Annotated in this window: 16 protein-coding genes; 8 read left to right on the plus strand and 8 right to left on the minus strand. The window is 69.0% G+C overall.

What is annotated here, in order from left to right:
- Window positions 1-195: 195 nt before the first annotated feature.
- Window positions 196-1,836 carry an AMP-binding protein gene (locus tag QQM39_RS44050; RefSeq protein ID WP_302003172.1) on the minus strand — a complete coding sequence of 547 codons (1,641 nt, stop codon included), beginning with the start codon at window positions 1,834-1,836 and terminating at the stop codon, window positions 196-198.
- A gap of 370 nt (window positions 1,837-2,206) precedes the next feature.
- Here QQM39_RS44050 and QQM39_RS44055 point away from each other — a divergent pair, with 370 nt between their 5' ends.
- The 3 genes from QQM39_RS44055 to QQM39_RS44065 all read left to right on the plus strand — a co-directional run bounded on the left by QQM39_RS44055 (window position 2,207) and on the right by QQM39_RS44065 (window position 5,549).
- A complete protein-coding gene (locus tag QQM39_RS44055; protein ID WP_302003173.1) occupies window positions 2,207-3,859 on the plus strand; it encodes an ATP-binding protein in 1,653 nt (550 codons plus the stop codon).
- Window positions 3,808-4,494: a response regulator transcription factor gene (locus QQM39_RS44060; RefSeq protein WP_302003932.1), complete on the plus strand. Its 687-nt coding sequence runs from the start codon at window positions 3,808-3,810 to the stop codon at window positions 4,492-4,494. Before QQM39_RS44055 ends, QQM39_RS44060 begins: the two co-directional genes overlap by 52 nt.
- Before the next feature lie 143 nt (window positions 4,495-4,637).
- Complete coding sequence (locus tag QQM39_RS44065; protein ID WP_302003174.1) at window positions 4,638-5,549, plus strand: SDR family NAD(P)-dependent oxidoreductase; 912 nt, start codon at window positions 4,638-4,640, stop codon at window positions 5,547-5,549.
- 54 nt (window positions 5,550-5,603) lie between these two features.
- On the opposite strand, the gene QQM39_RS44070 is transcribed toward QQM39_RS44065, so the two are convergent.
- Window positions 5,604-6,395 (minus strand): IclR family transcriptional regulator C-terminal domain-containing protein, encoded by a 792-nt coding sequence (locus tag QQM39_RS44070; RefSeq protein WP_302003175.1) that lies wholly within the window; start codon window positions 6,393-6,395, stop codon window positions 5,604-5,606.
- A 219-nt stretch (window positions 6,396-6,614) separates the two neighbouring features.
- On the opposite strand from QQM39_RS44070, the gene QQM39_RS44075 reads away from it, so the two are divergent.
- Entirely contained in the window at window positions 6,615-8,096 is a 1,482-nt protein-coding gene (locus QQM39_RS44075; RefSeq protein WP_302003176.1) for an aldehyde dehydrogenase family protein, read from the plus strand.
- 68 nt (window positions 8,097-8,164) lie between these two features.
- On the opposite strand, the gene QQM39_RS44080 is transcribed toward QQM39_RS44075, so the two are convergent.
- Complete coding sequence (locus tag QQM39_RS44080) at window positions 8,165-9,109, minus strand: superoxide dismutase (protein WP_302003177.1); 945 nt, start codon at window positions 9,107-9,109, stop codon at window positions 8,165-8,167.
- A gap of 379 nt (window positions 9,110-9,488) precedes the next feature.
- Between QQM39_RS44080 and QQM39_RS44085 the strand changes: the two genes are divergently transcribed.
- The 3 genes from QQM39_RS44085 (at window position 9,489) to QQM39_RS44095 (ending at window position 13,637) form a co-directional block, all read left to right on the plus strand.
- Window positions 9,489-10,949 (plus strand): aldehyde dehydrogenase, encoded by a 1,461-nt coding sequence (locus QQM39_RS44085; protein ID WP_302003178.1) that lies wholly within the window; start codon window positions 9,489-9,491, stop codon window positions 10,947-10,949.
- Window positions 10,950-11,476: 527 nt separating this feature from the next.
- Window positions 11,477-12,283: an SGNH/GDSL hydrolase family protein gene (locus QQM39_RS44090; RefSeq protein ID WP_302003179.1), complete on the plus strand. Its 807-nt coding sequence runs from the start codon at window positions 11,477-11,479 to the stop codon at window positions 12,281-12,283.
- Between the two features lie 70 nt (window positions 12,284-12,353).
- Window positions 12,354-13,637: a DUF3533 domain-containing protein gene (locus QQM39_RS44095; protein WP_302003180.1), complete on the plus strand. Its 1,284-nt coding sequence runs from the start codon at window positions 12,354-12,356 to the stop codon at window positions 13,635-13,637.
- A gap of 86 nt (window positions 13,638-13,723) precedes the next feature.
- Here the strand turns inward: QQM39_RS44095 and QQM39_RS44100 are convergent, their stop codons facing one another.
- Window positions 13,724-14,299, minus strand: a complete 576-nt coding sequence (locus QQM39_RS44100) for a PadR family transcriptional regulator (RefSeq protein WP_302003181.1) — start codon at window positions 14,297-14,299, stop codon at window positions 13,724-13,726.
- A 125-nt stretch (window positions 14,300-14,424) separates the two neighbouring features.
- On the opposite strand from QQM39_RS44100, the gene QQM39_RS44105 reads away from it, so the two are divergent.
- Window positions 14,425-14,817, plus strand: a complete 393-nt coding sequence (locus tag QQM39_RS44105) for a nuclear transport factor 2 family protein (protein WP_286259155.1) — start codon at window positions 14,425-14,427, stop codon at window positions 14,815-14,817.
- 191 nt (window positions 14,818-15,008) lie between these two features.
- On the opposite strand, the gene QQM39_RS44110 is transcribed toward QQM39_RS44105, so the two are convergent.
- The 4 genes from QQM39_RS44110 to QQM39_RS44125 form a co-directional block, all read right to left on the minus strand.
- Window positions 15,009-15,443 carry a hypothetical protein gene (locus QQM39_RS44110; protein WP_302003182.1) on the minus strand — a complete coding sequence of 145 codons (435 nt, stop codon included), beginning with the start codon at window positions 15,441-15,443 and terminating at the stop codon, window positions 15,009-15,011.
- 352 nt (window positions 15,444-15,795) lie between these two features.
- Window positions 15,796-17,013: an IS3 family transposase gene (locus QQM39_RS44115; protein ID WP_302003183.1), complete on the minus strand. Its 1,218-nt coding sequence runs from the start codon at window positions 17,011-17,013 to the stop codon at window positions 15,796-15,798.
- Window positions 17,010-17,453: an SDR family oxidoreductase gene (locus tag QQM39_RS44120; RefSeq protein WP_302003184.1), complete on the minus strand. Its 444-nt coding sequence runs from the start codon at window positions 17,451-17,453 to the stop codon at window positions 17,010-17,012. The genes QQM39_RS44115 and QQM39_RS44120 overlap by 4 nt, the downstream gene beginning before the upstream one ends.
- A gap of 250 nt (window positions 17,454-17,703) precedes the next feature.
- The gene (locus tag QQM39_RS44125) at window positions 17,704-17,898 is read right to left on the minus strand and encodes a hypothetical protein (protein ID WP_302003185.1); all 195 of its coding nucleotides are present in this window, start codon (window positions 17,896-17,898) and stop codon (window positions 17,704-17,706) included.
- Window positions 17,899-18,528 lie beyond the last annotated feature (630 nt).

The raw sequence follows: 18,528 nt of genomic DNA on the forward strand, positions 1-18,528 counted from the left end.
GTTGACGGGGTGTTCCTCGGGCCGACGGCACGTCGAGCGGAACGAAGAGGGGCGAGTGAGCAAGCGACAGGCCCAGGTCTGGGCAGGCATCGACGCCGACAAGGGCCACCACCGGGCGGCGGTGGTGACGAGACCGGCGCGATCCTGTGGTCGAAGGAAGAAGGTCGGTACCGCGCGCTGAGGCAGACGCCACGGTCACATTCCGTCGCCCGAGCCGGCTTCCTGGGCCGTCTTCCTGGCCCAGGCGGTCTCGAGCTTGCCGGTCGGGGTCCGCGGCAGTCTGTCCGTCAGGACGATGGAACGCGGCACCTTGTACCCGGCGAGACTCTGCCGGACCAGGTCGCGCAGTTCGTCACCGGTGACGGTACTGCCCGGCTGGACCGCCACGACGGCCGCCACACGCTCGCCCCAGGTCTCGTCGGGGACGCCGACGACGGCACAGTCCGTCACCTCGGGATGCCCCAGCAGTACGTTCTCCACCTCCTGCGGGTGCACCTTCTCCCCGCCCGTGTTGATCACGCCCGAACCACGTCCGAGGAACCGGATCGCGCCGTCGGCCTCAAGTCGAGCCAGGTCGCCGGGGATCGCGTACCGGACCCCCTCGATGATGCGGTACGCCTTCGCGCTCTTCTCGGTGTCCTTGTAGTAGCCGAGCGGCATGGGCCCGCAATAGGCGAGGACGCCCGTCTCGTCGCTGCCTGGTTCGAGAAAGCGGTCATCGGAGCCGATCACCCGCGTCGCCGGAACGGGGCGGAAACGCGAGGGCAGATCCTCTGCCGATGAGGTGATCGCGAAGGCGAAAGGGCCCCCTTCGCTCGATGCGATGGCTTCGGTGATGGTGACGTCGGCACGTTCGTGCAGTGCCCTCTTGAGCGGATCGCTGAGCGCGGTGCCGGAGCTGATCATCCTGCGCAACGAGCGCAGGTCGTGCGGCGTCCCGGCTTTCTCAGCCCGCAGGAGTTCGTCGACGAGCGGGCGGCACACGGCGTTGCCCGCGATGATGGCCGTATCGACCCGCTGCTCGGCGATCATGCGCCAGACATGTTCCGGATCGAGGCCGCCCGATCGTGCGGTGACCGCCCGGCCTCCTGTCATCAGAGCGCCCATGGTGTTGAACAGCCCGGTGGCGTGCATCAGGGGTACGACAGGCATCGTGGTCGGCGCGCGGTCCTCGTGGCGAGCCTTGACGGCGACGGCCACGGCCTCGTCGAGGCTTGCGGGGAGTTCGGTGACTCCGAGCGGGTGGTAGAACGGGACCACGTGGGCGCGCAGCAGGTCGCTCAGCTGCCATATGACGCCCTTCGGCTTGCCCGTGGTCCCGCCGGTGTACATGAACAGCTGGTCCGTTCCGGGCCGTCGCTGAGGCTCGCGCGGTGCGTGCGCGGTCAGCAGCTCCTCCAGTTCGGGCACCGCGGGCCCGCCCGGACCGTCGGCGGGCGGCTCGCCCACCCTCACCAGCAGCTTCAGTGTGCGCACATGCTTCGCGGCATGCGCGACCCGGTCGGCCAAGGCGCCGCTGAAGACGAGCGCGGCGGCGTCGGCGTCGGTCAGCAGTTCGGAAAGTTCCTCGCCGGTGTAGCGGTAGTTGGCGTTCACCGGTACGGCACCGAGCTTGAAGGCGGCGAAGACCGTCTCCAGGTAGGCGGCGCCGTTGTACAGATAGCAGGCCACGGTGTCGCCCTCGCCGACCCCGGCCGCTTCCAGTGCGGCGGCCAGCCGTGACGCACGCTCGTCGAAGTCGCGGTACGTGGTCTCACGGCCGGGTTCCGTGATGGCGACGGCCGCGGGCAGCGCGCGGCAGACCGCCTCCCAGATCGTGCCGATGGACACGTTCACGTCTCGGACCTCCTCGTCCTCGATGGCTTACGCGGAGCGCACGGCCGAGCAGGCCGCTCGTAGGGCCCCGCGGATCCTTTCGGGGGAGTAACGATCCGCGGGGCGTCCCCTCAACCTAGGCAGGCGCCCTCCCCGCTGGGAACGCGAGCAATGACTGAAGCGGCTCGGCGCTTCGACCTGCCGACGAACAGGTCGAATGACGTAGGACCACCTCGAATACGCCGGGCTACGATGCTGTGGCCGTGCGCAAGTCGCCTTCGTCCCCGAACCGGCCGACGCGTACGACGCAGGCCCGCGGTTTTCGAACGCGCCCCTATCGCACAGTAGGTCTGCGGGGCGGGTTCTTCGTCGATGTTGAGGGAGATCGGTCATGTCCGCGTCGCCGCTCGTGGGGTGGGACGACATCGCCGCCGTCGCGCCGGACGGACTCGCCGTTCTGGACTGCGTGGGCCGGTTCGTACGGCTGAACCCGGCGGCGGCCGCGCTGCTTCGGGCGGACACAGAGGGCGACCTCGTCGGTGCGCCGTCCCCGTTCACCCTGGTGGAGGGAGCCGCCGAGTGCCGCGCGGGGCTGCTGGAGGTCCGGTCGGACGAGCAGGTGGCCCACTGGGAGCCCGCCCGGGGACCCCGACGTGAGTTCGCGTACCGCGCCCGCAGTCTGCCGGCCGACCCGAAGTTCACGGTGGTGTCGTTCCGCGACGTCACCGACGAATGGCACCGGCAGCGCAGGATCGCGGCGATCGCCCGGACGTCGATCGCACTGGCCTCGGAGGGCTCGCTCGGCTCCACACTGGACGCTGTGGCCCAGCAGATCGTCCAGGCGGACGGCCTGGCCGGCGTGCAGATCCTCACCCTCGACAGCACCGGCCGGGAACTGCGGCTGATGGGCTCCGCGGGACTGCGCCACTGGGACGCGTTCCTCGACCGTCTGCTGGAGTGCCGTGACCGGGGCGCCCGGCTGTGCATGCTGGACACCCTGAAGGAACGCAGGCCGATCGTCGTCCCGCACCGGTGGGCCCAGATCCTCGAGGACCCGGCCTGGGAACCGCTGCACGCCTACCTCGGGGAGCTGAACTGGGACTCCTTCGTCAGTGTGCCGTTGATGGCGCGCGGTCGTCCCGAAGGGGTGCTGAACGCCTACTTCGCCCCCGGGCAGGAGATCGGGAGCCGGACACTGGAGTTCCTCGCCGCTATGGCGGAACAGGCCGCCTTCGCCGTCGACTACGCGATGCTGCTTCAGCGTGAGCGCGAGGGCGCCCGCCGCAACGAGCGTCAGCGCCTCGCCCGCGACCTGCACGACTCGATCGTGCAGCAGGTGTTCTCCATCGGCATGCAGGCCAACGCCGTGGGAGTGCTGGGCGCGCGGGACGAAGCGGTGCCGGCGGAAGCGGTCCGCGCCTTCGCGGACGAGGTCGGGGCCCTCTCGCGAACCGTCCTCGCCGACCTGAGGGCCATGGTGCACGAACTGCGTCCCGCTTCCTCTCTCCGGCTCGGCCTTGAGGATGCGGTGACCACGCTCGTCAAAAGCACCGTGAACCGGACGGGCCTCAGCATCCGGCTGGAGTGCGGACAACAAGTGGACACGGTCGAACCGGAACTGGCCGAGGACATGTACCGGATCGTCGGGGAGGCCATCCACAACGTGGTCAAGCACGCGGAGGCCACCACCGTCACCATCCGCCTCGCCGTACACGACCACACCCTGACCGCCGCCATCCGCGACGACGGCCGCGGGATCACGGAATCCGGCGGGCGACGGGCCGCGCAGGAGAACGAGGACGGCGAGGCGGCCACTGCCACCCGACACCACGGCTACGGACTGAGGACCATGCGGGAAAGGACAGAGCGATGGGGCGGCAACATGAGGATCAGATCCGGCGCCAGGAGCGGCACGACCGTACGGGTCGTCATACCCCTTCCCGTACGAGTGCCGGAGTCGCCCCCGGGCTCGGAGGGATCAGGGAGCATCCCATCGGCGGTTCCGCTCAGGGAAACGGAGAACCCCGCCCGGTCCGGGTCCTGATCGTCGACGACCACGCCGTCGTACGCCGCGGAATCCGCGCCTATCTCGAAGTCCTGGACGACATGGAAGTGGCCGCGGAGGCAGCCGACGGCCAGGAGGCACTCACCAGGCTCGACGCGATGGCCGCTCACCAGGAACTGCCGGACGTGGTCCTGATTGACCTGCTCATGCCCAAGATGGACGGGGCGACGGCGATCGGAGCGATCAAGCGGAGCCACCCTGGTCTCCGAGTTGTGGTGCTCACCAGCTTCGGCGAGATGGAACGCGTTCATGCGGCGCTCGCGCAGGGGGCCGCCGGCTACCTGCTCAAGGACGCCGACGCAAGTGAGGTGGTCGCCGCAATCCGCGCGGCCGCCCGGGGCGAGGTCTTCCTCGACCCCGCGGTGGCCAGAGGACTCACCCAGGAGATCGTTTCGCCGCCGACCGGGCTCGCCTCGCTCACCAGCCGGGAACGCGACGTCCTCGTCCTCGTCGCCGAGGGCCGGTCGAACCAGCAGATCGCCGACGAGTTGGTGATCAGCGAGCGCACCGCCCGCACCCACGTGAGCAACGTTCTGCGCAAACTCCGGCTCACTTCCCGCACCCAGGCCGCGTTGCTCGCGGTGCGGCAAGGACTGGTGCCCCCGAAGGGCTGACCGCCCTGCCGACCGCGACGGATGTCCCGGACCGGCCGGGACACAGGTCGGCCGCAGGTGCCGTCATCAGCGGGATCCTCACGGGCCCAGGCGTTCCTACGCTCAGGGGAGTCGCCCTATCGCCCCCAGTTCAGGAGGACAGCATGCTCGACGGCAAAGTCGCCATTGTCACAGGTTCGGGCCGAGGCCTGGGACGTGCCTATGCTCGCGCGATGGCCGCGGCGGGTGCCGCCGTCGTCGTGAACGACCTGGACGCCGATGTGGCCACGGAGACGGTCGACCTGATCACGGACGAGGGCGGAACGGCCGTCGCCCATGTCGGTGCGGTCGGAGGTTCCGAGTTCGCCGACGCGCTGGTGCGGCGCGCGGTCGACGAGTTCGGCCGGCTGGACGTGATGGTCACCAACGCCGGTGCGCTGCGCGACCGGACCCTGCGCAACGCCACCGACGACGACTTCGACCTCGTCGTCAACAGCCATCTGCGCGGTACGTTCACCTGCGGTCGCGCGGCGGCTGCCCGCTTCCGCGAACAGGGCGAGGGCGGTCGGCTCATCCTGGTGGGATCACCGGCTGGGCAGCGCGCCAGCTTCGGCCAGACCGCGTACTCGGCGTCCAAGGGCGCGATCGTCGCGATGACGCGCACCTGGGCGCTCGAGCTCGCGAAGATCGATGTCACCGTCAACGCCATCGTGCCGACCGCGCTGACCCGCATGGTGGCGACCATGCCCCGGGTCGGTGACCTCGTGGCGAAGGTCGATGCCGGGGAGCCCGTTCCCGACGCCATCCGGCGGCAGGGGCTGGGATCGCCGGAAGACGTGGCACCGGTGATCGTGTACCTCGCGTCCAAGGAGTCGGCCCACGTCACCGGACAGGCCATCGCGGCGGGAGGCGACCGGATCGCCCTGTGGACGCACCCCAGTGAGGTCGAGGAGCGGTTCGGGCAGGGCGGCTGGACCGCCGGATCGGTCGCGGAACTCTTCTCAGGCGCCTATGCGGACCGACTCCAGGACTTCAGGCCCACACCCCTCGATCTGGAAGCCGTTGAGGAGGCGTGACGCGCACGCGGCCCCTCTTACGGCCCTCAGGTCCGTGCCAGGGGCAGTGGCTGCTCAGGTCTGCGGGACGGCGGCGACGCGGGCGAAATCCGCGCTGATGTCTCCCGCGGTCTGCAACAGCAGCGGTAGATGCTCCTCGACAAGCCGCTCGACCGATGTTTCGGCCGCGTGGCAGTTGACGTTGAGTGCCGCGATGACCTGGCCGGAGCCGTCACGCAACGGGGCCGCGACCGACCGAATGCCGGGCGCCAGCTGTTGGTCCGTCAGCGCCCACCCACGAGCCCGCACCTCGCGCAGGACCGCGTCGCGTTCGTCGGGGCTGGGCTGCCAGCACGGCGTCAGCCCCGAGCGTGAGGGTTCGGCGAGCACCTTTTCCAGCTCATCGGCCGGCAGTGCCGCCAGCAGTACCTTTCCCAGGGAGGTCTGCAGTGCCGGAAACCGCGTTCCGATCTGCACCGACAGGGTCACCAGCTTCGGGACGGCCACCCGGGCCACATAGATGATGTCCGATCCATCCAACTGAGCCACGGAGCACGACTCGTCGGTCCGCTCCACCAGCCGCTCCATGTGGGGCCGCGCGATGTCCCACAAGCCCATGGAGCGTACGTAGGCGACCCCGAGTTCGAGCACCCGGGGGGTCAGCGCGAACCCTGTCTCGCACGAGCGCACATAGCCGAGTTCCTCCAGAGTCAGCAGAATCCTCCGGGCGGTCGGCCTGGCGAGTCCGGTGGCGCCGGCGACCTGAGCCAGCGACATCCGCGGGTGCCCCGGCCGGAACGCGGCGATGACTTCCAGCCCCCGCGCCAGTGCCTCGATGAAATCCGGTCCTGTTCCGTGGCGTGGCACGTGGCTCCTCGGCTGCGGTCGGGGTGGTCTCTGACCGGTCAGCCTAACGTGTGTCCGTGATGCGGACAGCGGTGCCTGCGAGGCTTCCGCATCCGGGGGTTGGGACGGTCAATTGTCCAAAGTGACCCTGATCCCACCATGTCCGCCATGCGGATGATTGTCCGCCAGGCGTCGCAAGGCCTTCTTTCCCGCGCTTCTTATTCCTTCCTGGAGAGTCGCATGTCCGAAAGAATCCATACAGCACCGCAGGAGACCGGGGCGGCGCCCGTCCGGACCGGACTGCTCATCGACGGCAAGACCGTCGAGACCGAGGAGTGGACGGCCGTCCGCAACCCCGCCGCCCCCGACCTGGTCGTCGGCCACGCAGCCGCGGCGACCCCCGAGCAAGCCCGCGCGGCAGTCGCGGCCGCGGATGCCGCGTTCCCCGCCTGGGCCGCGATGCCCGTCCGTAGGCGAGCGGAGATCATCAGTGAGGCGCTCACGCTGCTCGACGGCAGTGAGGCCGAGCGTGCGGCCTTGATGACCCGCGAGAACGGCAAGATCTCCTTCGAGAGCCAGGTTGAGATGGGGGTCTTCGTGGCCCGCACCCGGGCGGCGATCGACCTGGTCGACTCCCTGGACCAGGTGCGGCGTCTCGACGGCCCGCCGCTGACCTCGTACATCCACCGCCTCCCCATGGGCGTGGTCACCGTCATCGTGCCGTTCAACTGGCCGATCGCGATCCTCGGAGCGAGCCTGCCGTACGCGCTGCTTGCCGGGAACACGGCCGTGGTCAAGCCCCCGCCCACCGTGCCGCTGGCTATGGTGCGCACGCTGGAGCTGTTCGCCGCAGGGCTCCCGGCCGGGGTGCTGAACGTCGTGACGGGCAGCAACGAAGCGGTCGCCCCGCTGCTCACCGACCCTCGCGTACGGAAGATCGTCTTCACCGGCAGCACGGCCGCCGGCAAGCACATCATGGCCGCCGCCGCACAGAACCTCGCTTCGGTGACGCTCGAACTCGGCGGCAACGACCCCGCGATCGTCCTCGACGACGCCGTACTGGACCAGGAGCACATCGGACGGCTCGTCCAGGGCGCCTTCCTGACGAGCGGCCAGGTCTGCATGGCCGTCAAGCGGGTGTACGTCCACCGCTCCCGCTACGACGAACTCGTCGACGCGCTCTCCTCCGCCCTCGACACCCAGCGTGTGGGGCCCGGAGACGATCCTGCCTCGACCATGGGCCCCCTCAACAGCGCCGCCCAGCGCGACAAGGTGGCGGCCATGCTCGCCCAGGCGGCCGGAGCCGGAGCCGAGGTGCGTGAACTGGGCACCCTGGCCCCCGGCGCGGCCACCTCCAAGGGCCACTTCCTGCGCCCCACCCTCGTCCTCGATCCGGACACCGGCCTGCGGATCGTCACCGAGGAACAGTTCGGCCCCACCCTGCCGATCCTGCCCTTCGACGGCGTCGACTCCGTACTGCACCATGTCAACAACGACTGGTCGGGACTGTGCTCCTCGGTCTGGAGCGCCGATGCCGCCCGCGCGGCAGCCCTCGCGGAACGACTGCGTACCGGCACCACCTGGATCAACCACGCCAACGCCGTTGCGTGCGACGACCGGGCTCCGTTCGGCGGCTTCCGGCAGAGCGGTATCGGACGCGAGATGGGCCCCGAGGGTCTGCTCTCCTTCACCGAAGCGCACACCATCACGACGCACGGATAGAAACTGCGAGCACGGCTGGACCCCGCCCGCTTCGAGCGGACAGGGGCCAGCCGTGCTCCGGCCGTACGTCACACCAACGGCACGGACACCGCGTTGTAAGGGGTGTTCTCATCCCGGTCCGGCGTGGTGAAGCGGGAGTTGGGGAGGTACAGCCGACCCTGGTAGGCGGCGGCCGTGGTGGGCAGGTCGAAGCGGTCGTCCCTGATCACCCCGACCGCGGTGCCCCTTGTGCCCGACCGGTTGAGCCGGATCACGTCCACCTGGTTGGGGTTGGGCTGGACGACGTAGAGGGTGCGGCCGACGAGTACGAGCCCGTCGCCGCTGGGCAGTGTGGTGTCACCCAGGTCTACCTTGCGGGCTACGCCGGTGCGGGGGTTGACGCGCATCAGCGAACCGCCGTCCACGGCCGCGTTGGTGACAAGCAGGGCGCTGCCGTCGGGGGTGAGCGAGATGCCGTTGGACGTGAAACCGGACTGCACCCAGTCACCGCTCAGCGTAAGGCTCTCCGGGGCGCCGATGCGGCCCTGCCTGCCCAGGGGCAGCTTGAACAGCTGTGCGCTGAACGACTCGGTGAACCATGCGGCGTCGCGGGTGAGCAGGACGTCGTTGACGAAACTGTTCTCTCCGGCGACGACGTGGTTGGCGAGCAGCGCACCACTGTGGGCGTCGACGACCCGCAGTTCACCACTGCTGCCGCCCGCCAGGAACAGCCGCCCCCAGGAGTCGGCCTTCAGCCCGACCGTCATGCGTCCCAGGCCGCGGTGGACCACCTTGCCCTTGCCGTTCGTGAGGTTCACCCGGTACACGCCGCCGGTGGCGATCGATCCGAAGTAGGCGTACGGCCCGGAGCCGATCGCGACTCCCTCCGGCCCCCACCCGTTGGGCAGCGAGAACTCCATGGGCCAGGACCTGGCGGTGCCCGGGGCAGCCTGTGCCGTACCACCGATCAGTGCCGTCGCCCCCAGCGCGATGCCCGCGCCGAGAATCTGCCTGCGTGCGAGAGAACTTGTCATCGATCGTCCTTCCACGGAAAACAAGACGGGCCGTGCCGTTCCGGCTGGGCGCCCTGGAGTCAATTATTGATAGTTCAAGTAGATGGCCACAGCGACGAATGTCCTGACTCTCAGACTCCCTTCGTCCCATCGGAGGGAAAGCGGCCGGATCGGTGCGAGCCCGGACCGTGAAGGCGGACCACTCGACACCAGACCGACCTCGCAAGGCCGAACGTCGCGCACGAGATACGTCATTCGTCCTTACTTCCGGCGCTCGCCTCCCGGCTCTCTGTCCAGGCCGTCACCGCTGGGCCATCATCCGAAAACCTGCCGGCCGCAGTGGCGCGACCGGCGTGAGCACGGTGACGGCCGCGCGCCGCACCGGGAGGGCGAGCGGGCCATGAGCGTGCAGCGACCGCACATCGAACCGGGCAGGCTGTTCATCGGCGGAGAGTGGCGGGACGCGGAGTCCAAGGAGCGGCGCGACGTCGTCGACCCGTCCACCGGCAAAGTCGTCACCACGGTCGCGGAGGCCGACGGGGCGGATGTCGCCGCCGCGGTGGCCGCCGCCCGCGAGGCCTTCGACACGGGGCCCTGGCCCCGGACACCGGCCCGCGAGCGCGCCCGCGTGCTGCACCGGGTGGCCGATCTGGTGCGCGAACGGGCGGACGAGCTCGCCGCCGTGGAGAGCCTCGACGTCGGCAAGCCCGTCTCGTTCAGCCGGGGGGTGGACGTGGAGACCGTGGCCGAGACGTACGAGTACTACTCGGCGCAGGCGCAGAGCCTCGACGGAGCCACGCGGCAGGTCGCCATACCCGCCCACGCCTACACCTGCAGGGAACCCATCGGCGTGGTGGGAGCGATCACCCCGTTCAACTTCCCGTTGATCCTGAGCACGTCGAAGTTCGCCCCCGCCCTGGCGGCCGGCAACACCATCGTCCACAAACCGGCCGACGAGACCCCCCTCAGCGCGCTGCTGATGGCGGAGATCCTCGCCGACGCCGGCGTTCCCGCGGGAGTGGTGAACGTCGTCACCGGCAGCGGCCCCGTCCTGGGCGAGGCACTGGTGCGTCATCCGGGCGTCGACAAGATCGCCTTCACCGGGTCGACGAGGGTCGGCCGCCTGGCGGCGAGCATGGCCGGCGAACAACTCAAGCCCGTCACCATGGAGTTGGGCGGCAACGCGCCGCACATCGTCTTCGAGGACGCCGACGTCGGGAAGGCGATCGGCGCGATCATCAAGGCCTTCGTCTTCAACACCGGGCAGTTCTGCATGGGCGGACCCCGGCTGCTGGTCCACCGGTCCCTGTACGACACCACGCTGGGCATCCTCGCCGACGCGGTTCCGGCCGTCCCCGTCGGCGACCCCTTCGACCCGGCCACCGTCGTCGGGCCGATGGCCGGCGAGCGGCACGTGGAGAACGTCGAGCGCTTTGTGAAAGCGGCCGTCGAGGACGGCGGCCGCATCGTCGTCGGCGGCGAGCGCCTGGAACTCAACGGCGGTTACTACTTCAAGCCCACCGTCATCGCCGGCCTGGACAACGACGCCCGCACCGTCCAGGAGGAGATCTTCGGCCCGGTGCTGACGGTTCAGCCCTTCGACACCGAGGAAGAGGCGATCGCGCTGGCGAACAGCACGCCGTACGGACTCGCCGCCGGTCTGCAGACCTCCGACCTGGCGCGCGCCCACCGCGTCGCCGCGCGACTGGACGCCGGCATCGTCTGGGTCAACGACTGGGCCATGCTCGATCCCGCCGTGCCCTTCGGCGGCGTCAAGCAGTCCGGCTACGGACGTGAATCCGGGCCGGAGGCGCTGGAGGCGTACACGAGGACCAAGTCGGTCGTCATTTCCCTCGTCTGATCCCTCGTCTGCCCCCTCGACAGGGCCCGCTCCGAGCGCCCGGTCGCCGCCGGCGGGCCCTCCCGGCCGGATTGGCCGGGCGAACTCCGTCCCCGGCTCTTAAGAGCCGGAGGTGAGCCGGGGGCATGGCGGCCTGGCAGTAGGCGTTGTCGCCCGGGCCGTGGACGCCGCCGTTGAAGGTGACCCGGTACGGGCGGTTCGGCGCGAAACGGCGGGCGGTGGTGAAGCCGACCGCGTCCTCGTTGTGCATGCCGTTGATGACCCGGGCGCTCAGGTGCCAGCTCAGACCGTGGTCGATGCTCAGGTATGAAGAGGCAATGGGCAGTGAGGTCGGGGCGGGACCAAGGCGGTGGACTGCGGCGGTGGACCGCCCTCGACGGCTTCAGCGCCTGTCTGAGCGGCGTCACTTTGCAGGAAGGTGAGCCCGCAGCTATCCTCATATTCAACAATGCGACTAGGTGCCTAGTTGTTTAAAGATGGCCGTGTGCCACTTCCATCAGCAGCGTTGACGAGAGGCGGTCGGCCCCGTGTCGAGCAGTGGGTATCTGCGCTATGTCGCCCTGGGCGACAGTCATACCGAAGGGCTCGGGGACGGCGACGACGTCCGTGGTCTTCGGGGCTGGGCGGACCGGCTCGCCGAGCAGGTCGCCCGCCACAGCCCCGACCTGCTCTACGCCAACCTCGCGGTGCGCGGCCGTAAGGCCGGTCAGGTGCGCGCCGAGCAGCTGGCTCCGGCGCTCGCGATGCGGCCCGACCTCGCCACCGTGGTGGCTGGGGTCAACGATGCGTTGCGCCCGGGCTGCGACCTCGACGAGGTGGTCGGCCATGTCGAGGCGATGTTCGCCGCCCTCACGGCGCAGGGCGCCACCGTCGCGACCCTCATGTTTCCCGATGTCGGGCGTATCACGCCGTTGGCCCGCCCGATCGGTCACCGTGTTCTCGCACTCAACGCGCGCATCCGGGAGGCCGCCGACCGCCACGGCGTGGTGGTGGCGGAGACGGCCGCGCACGCGGCGGCGACCGATCCGCGGTTGTGGAGTGCTGACCGGCTGCACGCCGGCCCGCTGGGACACACGCGCATCGCGGCTGCCGTGGCCCAGGCGCTCGGTCTGCCGGGTAGCGACGACAAGTGGACCCTTCCCCTTCCGGCCGAGGGGACAGACATCTCTGTCTGGAGGACCGTGGGTGCCGAACTGCACTGGGCCGGCACCTTCCTCGGCCCTTGGGTCGGCCGCCGCCTGCGTGGCCGCTCCTCTGGCGACGGCCGCCAGGCCAAGCGGCCGGCGCTGCTTCCGGTGGCCGCGTCCGCCGGGGACATCTCCTCAGCCGTATGAGGCTCCCGCCCGCGACGACGCCGGCGGCTCCTCCTGCTGCACTTCTCTCTTCCTCGTACCGGAGCTGGAAATGAGTAATGCCCACCCCTTCCGCGTCCTGCGCGCGAAGCGTCTGTGGACCGTCAACGGCGTGATCGTGGGCTTCGTGGCACTGCTGTTCACGGTGTTCTACGTCGGCGCCAACATCGACCCTGCCGGTCACCTGCACAAGCTGCCCGTCGGCCTGGTCAGCGCCGATGAGGGGGCGAAGGTCGGTGACAAGCAGACCGACCTCGGTGCACAGATCACCCAGTCGATCAAGAAGTCGTCCCAGGGCGGAGACAGGATCGACTGGAAGGTGATGGACGAGGAGGAGATGAGGGAGGAGCTGGGCAAGGGAAAGTTGTTCGGCGCGCTCGTCGTGCCCCGCGACTTCACCTCCACTGTCGCCGCACTCACCGGCCCCGGGGTGGCCGGCAAGCCCGTCCGCCCGACACTCACCGTGCTGACCAACCAGTCCGCCGGCAGCGTGGGATCGAGCATGGCGCGGCAGGCCACGACGACGGCCGCGCAGTCGGCCTCCGCGCAGGTGGGTGAACAGCTGACCGCTCAGGCCGAGCTGCCCGCCGCCGCGCGCCTGCTGCTGGCCGACCCGGCTGTGGTGCAGGTCGAGGACGGGCATCCGCTCGACTCGCACAGTGGCCTCGGTCTGAGTGCCTTCTACTACTCCCTCGTCCTCGTCGTCTGCGGCATGCTCGCCGCCAACGTCCTCAGCGGCCAGGTGGACCACGCCCTCGGCTACACCCACAGCGACATGGGCCCGCTGCGGGTCCACAACCCGCTGCTGCGCGCGACTCGTGTCCAGACCCTGGCCATCAGTAGCACGCTCATGATCGGTCTGTCCCTGCTCATGGGCAGCCTGGCTCTGGCCGGTGCGGTGGGCATCATGGGCATGGACGCCTCTCACCTGCCCCTGCTGTGGCTCTTCTCCGTGTGCACGATCGCGGTTGTCGGCATCGGCGGGCTCGGACTGCTCGCTGTGTTCGGCACGCCGGGGATGCTGTTCATCACGATCTTCTACATCGCCATGGCGGTACCGACGTCCGGAGCCACGGTCCCTCTCCAAGCCCTCGCCGGTTTCTACCGCGTCCTCGGCGAGTTCGAGCCCCTGCGCCAGATCACGGGCGCCGTCCGCTCCATCCTCTACTACGACGCCCAGGCCGACGCGGGTCTGGCCCGGGGCTGGGTGATGCTGGGCGTGGGACTCGCGGTCGCCGGCCTCTTCGGCTTCGGCGTGACCCGGTTCTACGACCGCAAGGGGCTGCATCGCATTCCCGCCGACGAGGAACCGCAGCCGGTCCTCGCTCGGGCATAGTCCGACGACCGGTGAGGGGTGGAGCTGGGCACGACCGCCCCATCCCTCACTTTGTTGACTAACTGTGTGGCTGGGACCGCCGCAGGTCAGCCATCGGCCCGGAGCGCGGCCGTGCGCTGTTCGAGCCTGCGCAGCGCCATGTCCCCCCACTGGAGGTTCTCCCGCTCGAACGACATCCCGCGCAGCAGGGTGAGATACGGGCCGATGCGCTCGGCCTCGGCGAAGTACGCCTCCTCGGAGCGCCCGTCGAGCAGGCGCTGCCGGAGCCGCTCGTAGCGGGCCAGCTTGGCGGTGGCCCACTCCATGCGCGCGGTGATGGCGGTCCGGACCGCTTCCATGTCGCCCGCGTCCAGGCACTGCACCTTGACAAGCAACTCGTCCCGGATCACCGCCGGTTTACCCAAGGGCTCGGCGGTGTAGCCGTGGACGGCCTTCCGCCCGGCCTCCGTCAAGGAGAACAGTCGCTTGTTGGGGCGGCGCTTCTGCTCGACGACGCGGGCCGTGACGAGTCCTTCGGCCTCCATGTGATCCAGCTCCCGGTAGAGCTGCTGAGGCGTCGACATCCAGAAGTTGGCGACCGTCGCGTCGAACGCCTTCGCGAGGTCGTACCCGGACGCCTCGCCCTCCAGCAGCGCGGCCATCACCGCGTTCCGCAAAGCCATGGATGCACGCTAGCAGATTAATCAACAACGTGACTAATAGTCACCCTTTCCCTGTAGACAGGCTCTAACGGGCCCTCTACCCTCCAATACACCTATTCACATTTCTGAGTATCAGAGGTGGGCTCATGCATCCCTTCCGCAAGGCCGTCGAGAGCGGCGACCTGGACGCTGTGGCCGCTCTGCTGGCCGACGACGTCGTCTTCACCAGCCCCGTCACCTTCAAGCCGTACCCGGGCAAGGCCATCACCGCGGCGATCCTGCGCGGCGTGCTCCGGGTCTTCGAGGACTTCACCTACATCCGTGAGATCGCCAACCCCGACGGCCGCGATCACGCCTTCGTCTTCACCGCCACCGTCGCCGGCAAGCAACTCCAGGGGTGCGACTTCCTGCACTTCGACGACGACGGGAAGATCGACGAGTTCACGGTGATGGTGCGCCCGCTCTCCGCCGCCCAGGCGCTCGGCGAGGCCATGGGCGCCCAGTTCGAGCAGATCGCCCGAGAGGCCGCCGAACAGTAACCACGACGACGGACTTCGACGGACTGCGCCCCCTCCTGGCGGAGCGCCACAACGTCCCCGGCGGCTGCGCCACCTCCTTTCGACGAGGCCGCTTCGAGTTCGAGACGGCGCTGCACCAGCTGTCCGGAGTCGGCCTGGAAGTCCAGCCGTACACGCTGCGCGGGCTGTTGGAGAAGCTGGGCGTCGCTGACTCACTGTAGTTCGTCCAGGAGCACGACCTGTATCGCGCCGTGGTACCCGGGCACGCTGTGCCCAGACAGAACGCATCTGACGCCCTCGGGGGAAATGGTGACCGTTGCAGGCTCGGTGTTGACGCGTTCGATGAGGCTGCGTTCCGCCAGGTAGGCCACCGTCTGATGCAGGTCAGGGCCCGAAACATCAGCTCCGGCGAAGGTCGATACGGGTGTCTCCAGGAACAGGTCTGGGCGGACCGGTGTCTGGTCGCCAGCGGTGTCGAATACCCACCGTAGAAAGGCATCCATGGTGTACCCAAGCCGGGCAGCACGATCCTTCCGGAGCTTCTTCAGTTGATGAACAGCGACGCGGCCTTTTTTTGTGAGATAGACGTCGGTGGAGCTTGCGAAACTGCGGGCGACGTCCACCAAGCCGCGCTGCTCAAGCTGCATAGCGAGGACGGTCGGCTCCTCGTCCTAAGGAGCTCCTCCACGAACAGAGTGACATCGGCGTAGGTCCCCGGATGCTGTTGAGCGTGGACGTCCAACCACAGCAGTAGCCGGGCCAGGACCGGATTGCTTTCAATGGCGTCACGGCCGGCCATGGAGACTCCCTCGGCAGTCGCGTCCGTCTGGATCGGCACGCGGATCGGATTCCGCCGGGCTGCACGCTCATAGCCCTTGACGAGGTCCTTGGCGCGGGCCACCTTGCCCCTCCTGTCACCGGTACCTCGCGACCAGCCTACGGAGGGGTGCGACAAGGGTGTGAGCTGTCCCGAGTTTCGTAGAGGCCGGTGATCTTGTTTCAGGCGGACTGCGGGAACGGTTCCTGTTGTCGCCACCAGTCGCGTTCGTACTCGGCGGGCGGTACGTAGTCGAGGGCGGAGTGGAGCCGTTCCTCGTTGTACCACGTGACCCACTGGAAGATCGCCCGTTTGACCTGGTCGAAGCCGGTCCAGGGGCCTTGCATCTCGATCAGTTCGGCCTTGAAGGTGCCGTTCAGCGCCTCGGCCATCGCGTTGTCATACGAGTCCGCGACCGAGCCGACGGACGCGGCGGCCCCGATCTCGGCGAGCCGGTCGGTGTAGCGAATCGACACGTATTGCGACCCCCTGTCGCTGTGATGGATCAGCCCGGAGTCCGTCTTGATCCGCCTCCTCCACAGCGCCATCTCCAGGGCATCCAGCGGGAGTTCGGTCCGCATGTGGTTGGCGACCTGCCAGCCGACGATCAACCGGGAGAACACGTCCAGGACGAACGCCACATACACCCAGCCCGTCCAAGTGCGGACATACGTCATGTCCGCCACCCACAGCTGGTCCGGCCGGGATGCGGTGAAATTCCGGTCGACCAGGTCCGGCGGGCGGGGTGCCGACGGCTCAGGCACGGTGGTCCGCCGCCGCTGACCGCGGATGACGCCCTCCAGGCCCAGCGGGGGATCCGCAGGGCCCGGGTCGGCCACGCGGTCCGTCCTGGTGCGCTCGAAGTGCTGGCAGTTGTTCACATAGGCGGAGAAGACGCCGAGCAGCCGGTGCAGGCGGCGGTCCGCCTCCGACAGCGACGCGGGAGACCCGACACACTCCACGGGCGGACCGCCTGCATTGTCGACCAGCGCCGCCAGCACGTCCCCGACGAGGGGCGGAGCCGGATTGGTCAGATGGAACACGCCCTGTGCGCCCGGTGTGGTCCCGATCCGCACCGCCTCGCGCACAACCCGGTCCACGGGCACCAGATTGAACGGCAGCCCCGCACTGGCCACGATGCGCAGCGCCTCACCACCCCGGTGCATGCCTTGACCGCGCACGTAGGCGGCCAGCACCTGCTGCAGCGTGTACACGCCGCTGCTGCGCCCCGGGTACCGCCGGGTGAGGCTGTGCCCGATGACCGCACTCGGCCGCAGAATCTGCACCGCCATGTCGTCCGCCGACGCGACCAGCCGCTCCGCCGAGATCTTCGACGCCTCGTAGCCGTTGCGGGGACGGGCCTCCTCCACCAGCCGCTCCTCGATGACCCCTTGGGTCAATCCGGCTGCGCCGTGCTCATGTAGCTGAACGACTGTGCCCCCCACCGTCGTGCCAGGGCCAGCAGACGGCGGGTGCCGCCCACGTTCGCCGCGAAACAACGACGACGGGCCCGCTCGCTCAGGTTCGTGTGCGCAGCCAGATGCCACACCCGGACGGAATCAGGATGCCCCACTGGCTGGGGGAGATCCGGACCGTCCTCGTCCAGCACATCGTGCGCGAGCGCCGTCGTACGGCGCATCGCCTCCTCGATCTGCACCTGCGGCAGGTCATAGGCATGCGCGGCTTGTTCCAGAGCTTGCCGGACCCTGACACCGGGCTCACACCGGCCGGGACGGGCCAGGCACAGCAGCCGGTCCGAGGTGTCACGGGCCAGCTCCAGGATCATGGAAGCACCCAACAGCCCGGTCGCCCCGGTGATGATGTGAAGGGTCTCAGGCATGAGTGTCTCCCGAAGATGGGCGGAGCGGGGTTCCGGCTGGGAGCGCGCTCCAAGAACGCCATCGCGTGATGCGGGCAGTCGCTGTGCCACCGTGTGCACGGGGACTTGCCTTTGCGATGTTCCAGGCCTTCAGATCCCCGTGCTACGGCGCAAAGACGCAGTTCAACGGCGAGGGCGGCGTATCGCGGCCCTGATGTGCACCGGCGCACACCGCTACCGGCTCACCAAGGATCCCGTTCCCACGGACTCGTCACGGCACCGGATTCATCGACGGTGCAAGGCAGTGATCCGCCTCTTCGGCCACCGAACTCACCTGCAAATACCAATAGTTGAGGAAGAACCAGAATGCCCCGTCGGTAGCCGACGCCTTCGTCAGCAGGCCGCCGAGGAATTCCCCGGTCGCCTGCTGTGGGATGCCCGGTGGCAGCGGCACACGGGGGCGCACACGACGAGGTCTGCAGCACGAGCGCCTCTTCGCAGATGGCGCCGCGCTCCAAAGGGATCCGCCCAACGGCATTGCGCTCAAGGCGCGACGAAGTGCTCAAGGGGGCGAGGCGGACATCCGGCGGCGGCCGCACACCGGATCTCGCCAGCGGCTACAAGACACCCGGGGACCCCGACCGATCCCCCACTGCGAGTCCTTCCCACTGCGCCCGCAGGCCCCCAAGGCACGGCGCGGCCCCTCATCTGCCGACCGCGCTATGTGCGCTCCGGCGCGTGTTCCCCGGCGCGGGACACCTCATGCTGCACGGCACTGTCGGCAGACGAGGGACGGGCGGGTGGACGAGATGGCGCATGCCGGCGGCATGTGGCGGAGCCAGATGCGGCGCGCGCTCTCTGCAGCCTCCCTGTGCTCCCGGCAAGGGCCGTGAGCTGGAGTGAAACACCGGCACCCGCGCAACAACACGAGTGAACGGAGTGTCAAAGTCCAGCAAGTGAAGGGAGTCAGCCTGTGCTGCACCGCGGTGTTCTGCTGTCGTCCGTCCTCCTCTCCCGTACTGCCGCGCCGGTCCGGCGATGGGGCATGCACGCCTTACGGCTCTCGCTCGGCGTGGTCTACGTCTGGTTCGGGGCG

Origin of the sequence: Streptomyces sp. DT2A-34 (assembly GCF_030499515.1) — a bacterium.
Taxonomy (GTDB): domain Bacteria; phylum Actinomycetota; class Actinomycetes; order Streptomycetales; family Streptomycetaceae; genus Streptomyces.

Bases quoted from the DNA above. Each gene is read 5' to 3' on its own strand.
- QQM39_RS44105 (WP_286259155.1), top strand. From the start codon at position 14,425: ATGCATCCCTTCCGCAAGGCCGTCGAGAGCGGCGACCTGGACGCTGTG.
- QQM39_RS44075 (WP_302003176.1), top strand. From the start codon at position 6,615: ATGTCCGAAAGAATCCATACAGCACCGCAGGAGACCGGGGCGGCGCCC.
- QQM39_RS44100 (WP_302003181.1), bottom strand. From the start codon at position 14,299: ATGGCTTTGCGGAACGCGGTGATGGCCGCGCTGCTGGAGGGCGAGGCG.
- QQM39_RS44085 (WP_302003178.1), top strand. From the start codon at position 9,489: ATGAGCGTGCAGCGACCGCACATCGAACCGGGCAGGCTGTTCATCGGC.
- QQM39_RS44110 (WP_302003182.1), bottom strand. From the start codon at position 15,443: ATGCAGCTTGAGCAGCGCGGCTTGGTGGACGTCGCCCGCAGTTTCGCA.
- QQM39_RS44055 (WP_302003173.1), top strand. From the start codon at position 2,207: ATGTCCGCGTCGCCGCTCGTGGGGTGGGACGACATCGCCGCCGTCGCG.
- QQM39_RS44120 (WP_302003184.1), bottom strand. From the start codon at position 17,453: ATGCCTGAGACCCTTCACATCATCACCGGGGCGACCGGGCTGTTGGGT.
- QQM39_RS44095 (WP_302003180.1), top strand. From the start codon at position 12,354: ATGAGTAATGCCCACCCCTTCCGCGTCCTGCGCGCGAAGCGTCTGTGG.
- QQM39_RS44080 (WP_302003177.1), bottom strand. From the start codon at position 9,109: ATGACAAGTTCTCTCGCACGCAGGCAGATTCTCGGCGCGGGCATCGCG.
- QQM39_RS44065 (WP_302003174.1), top strand. From the start codon at position 4,638: ATGCTCGACGGCAAAGTCGCCATTGTCACAGGTTCGGGCCGAGGCCTG.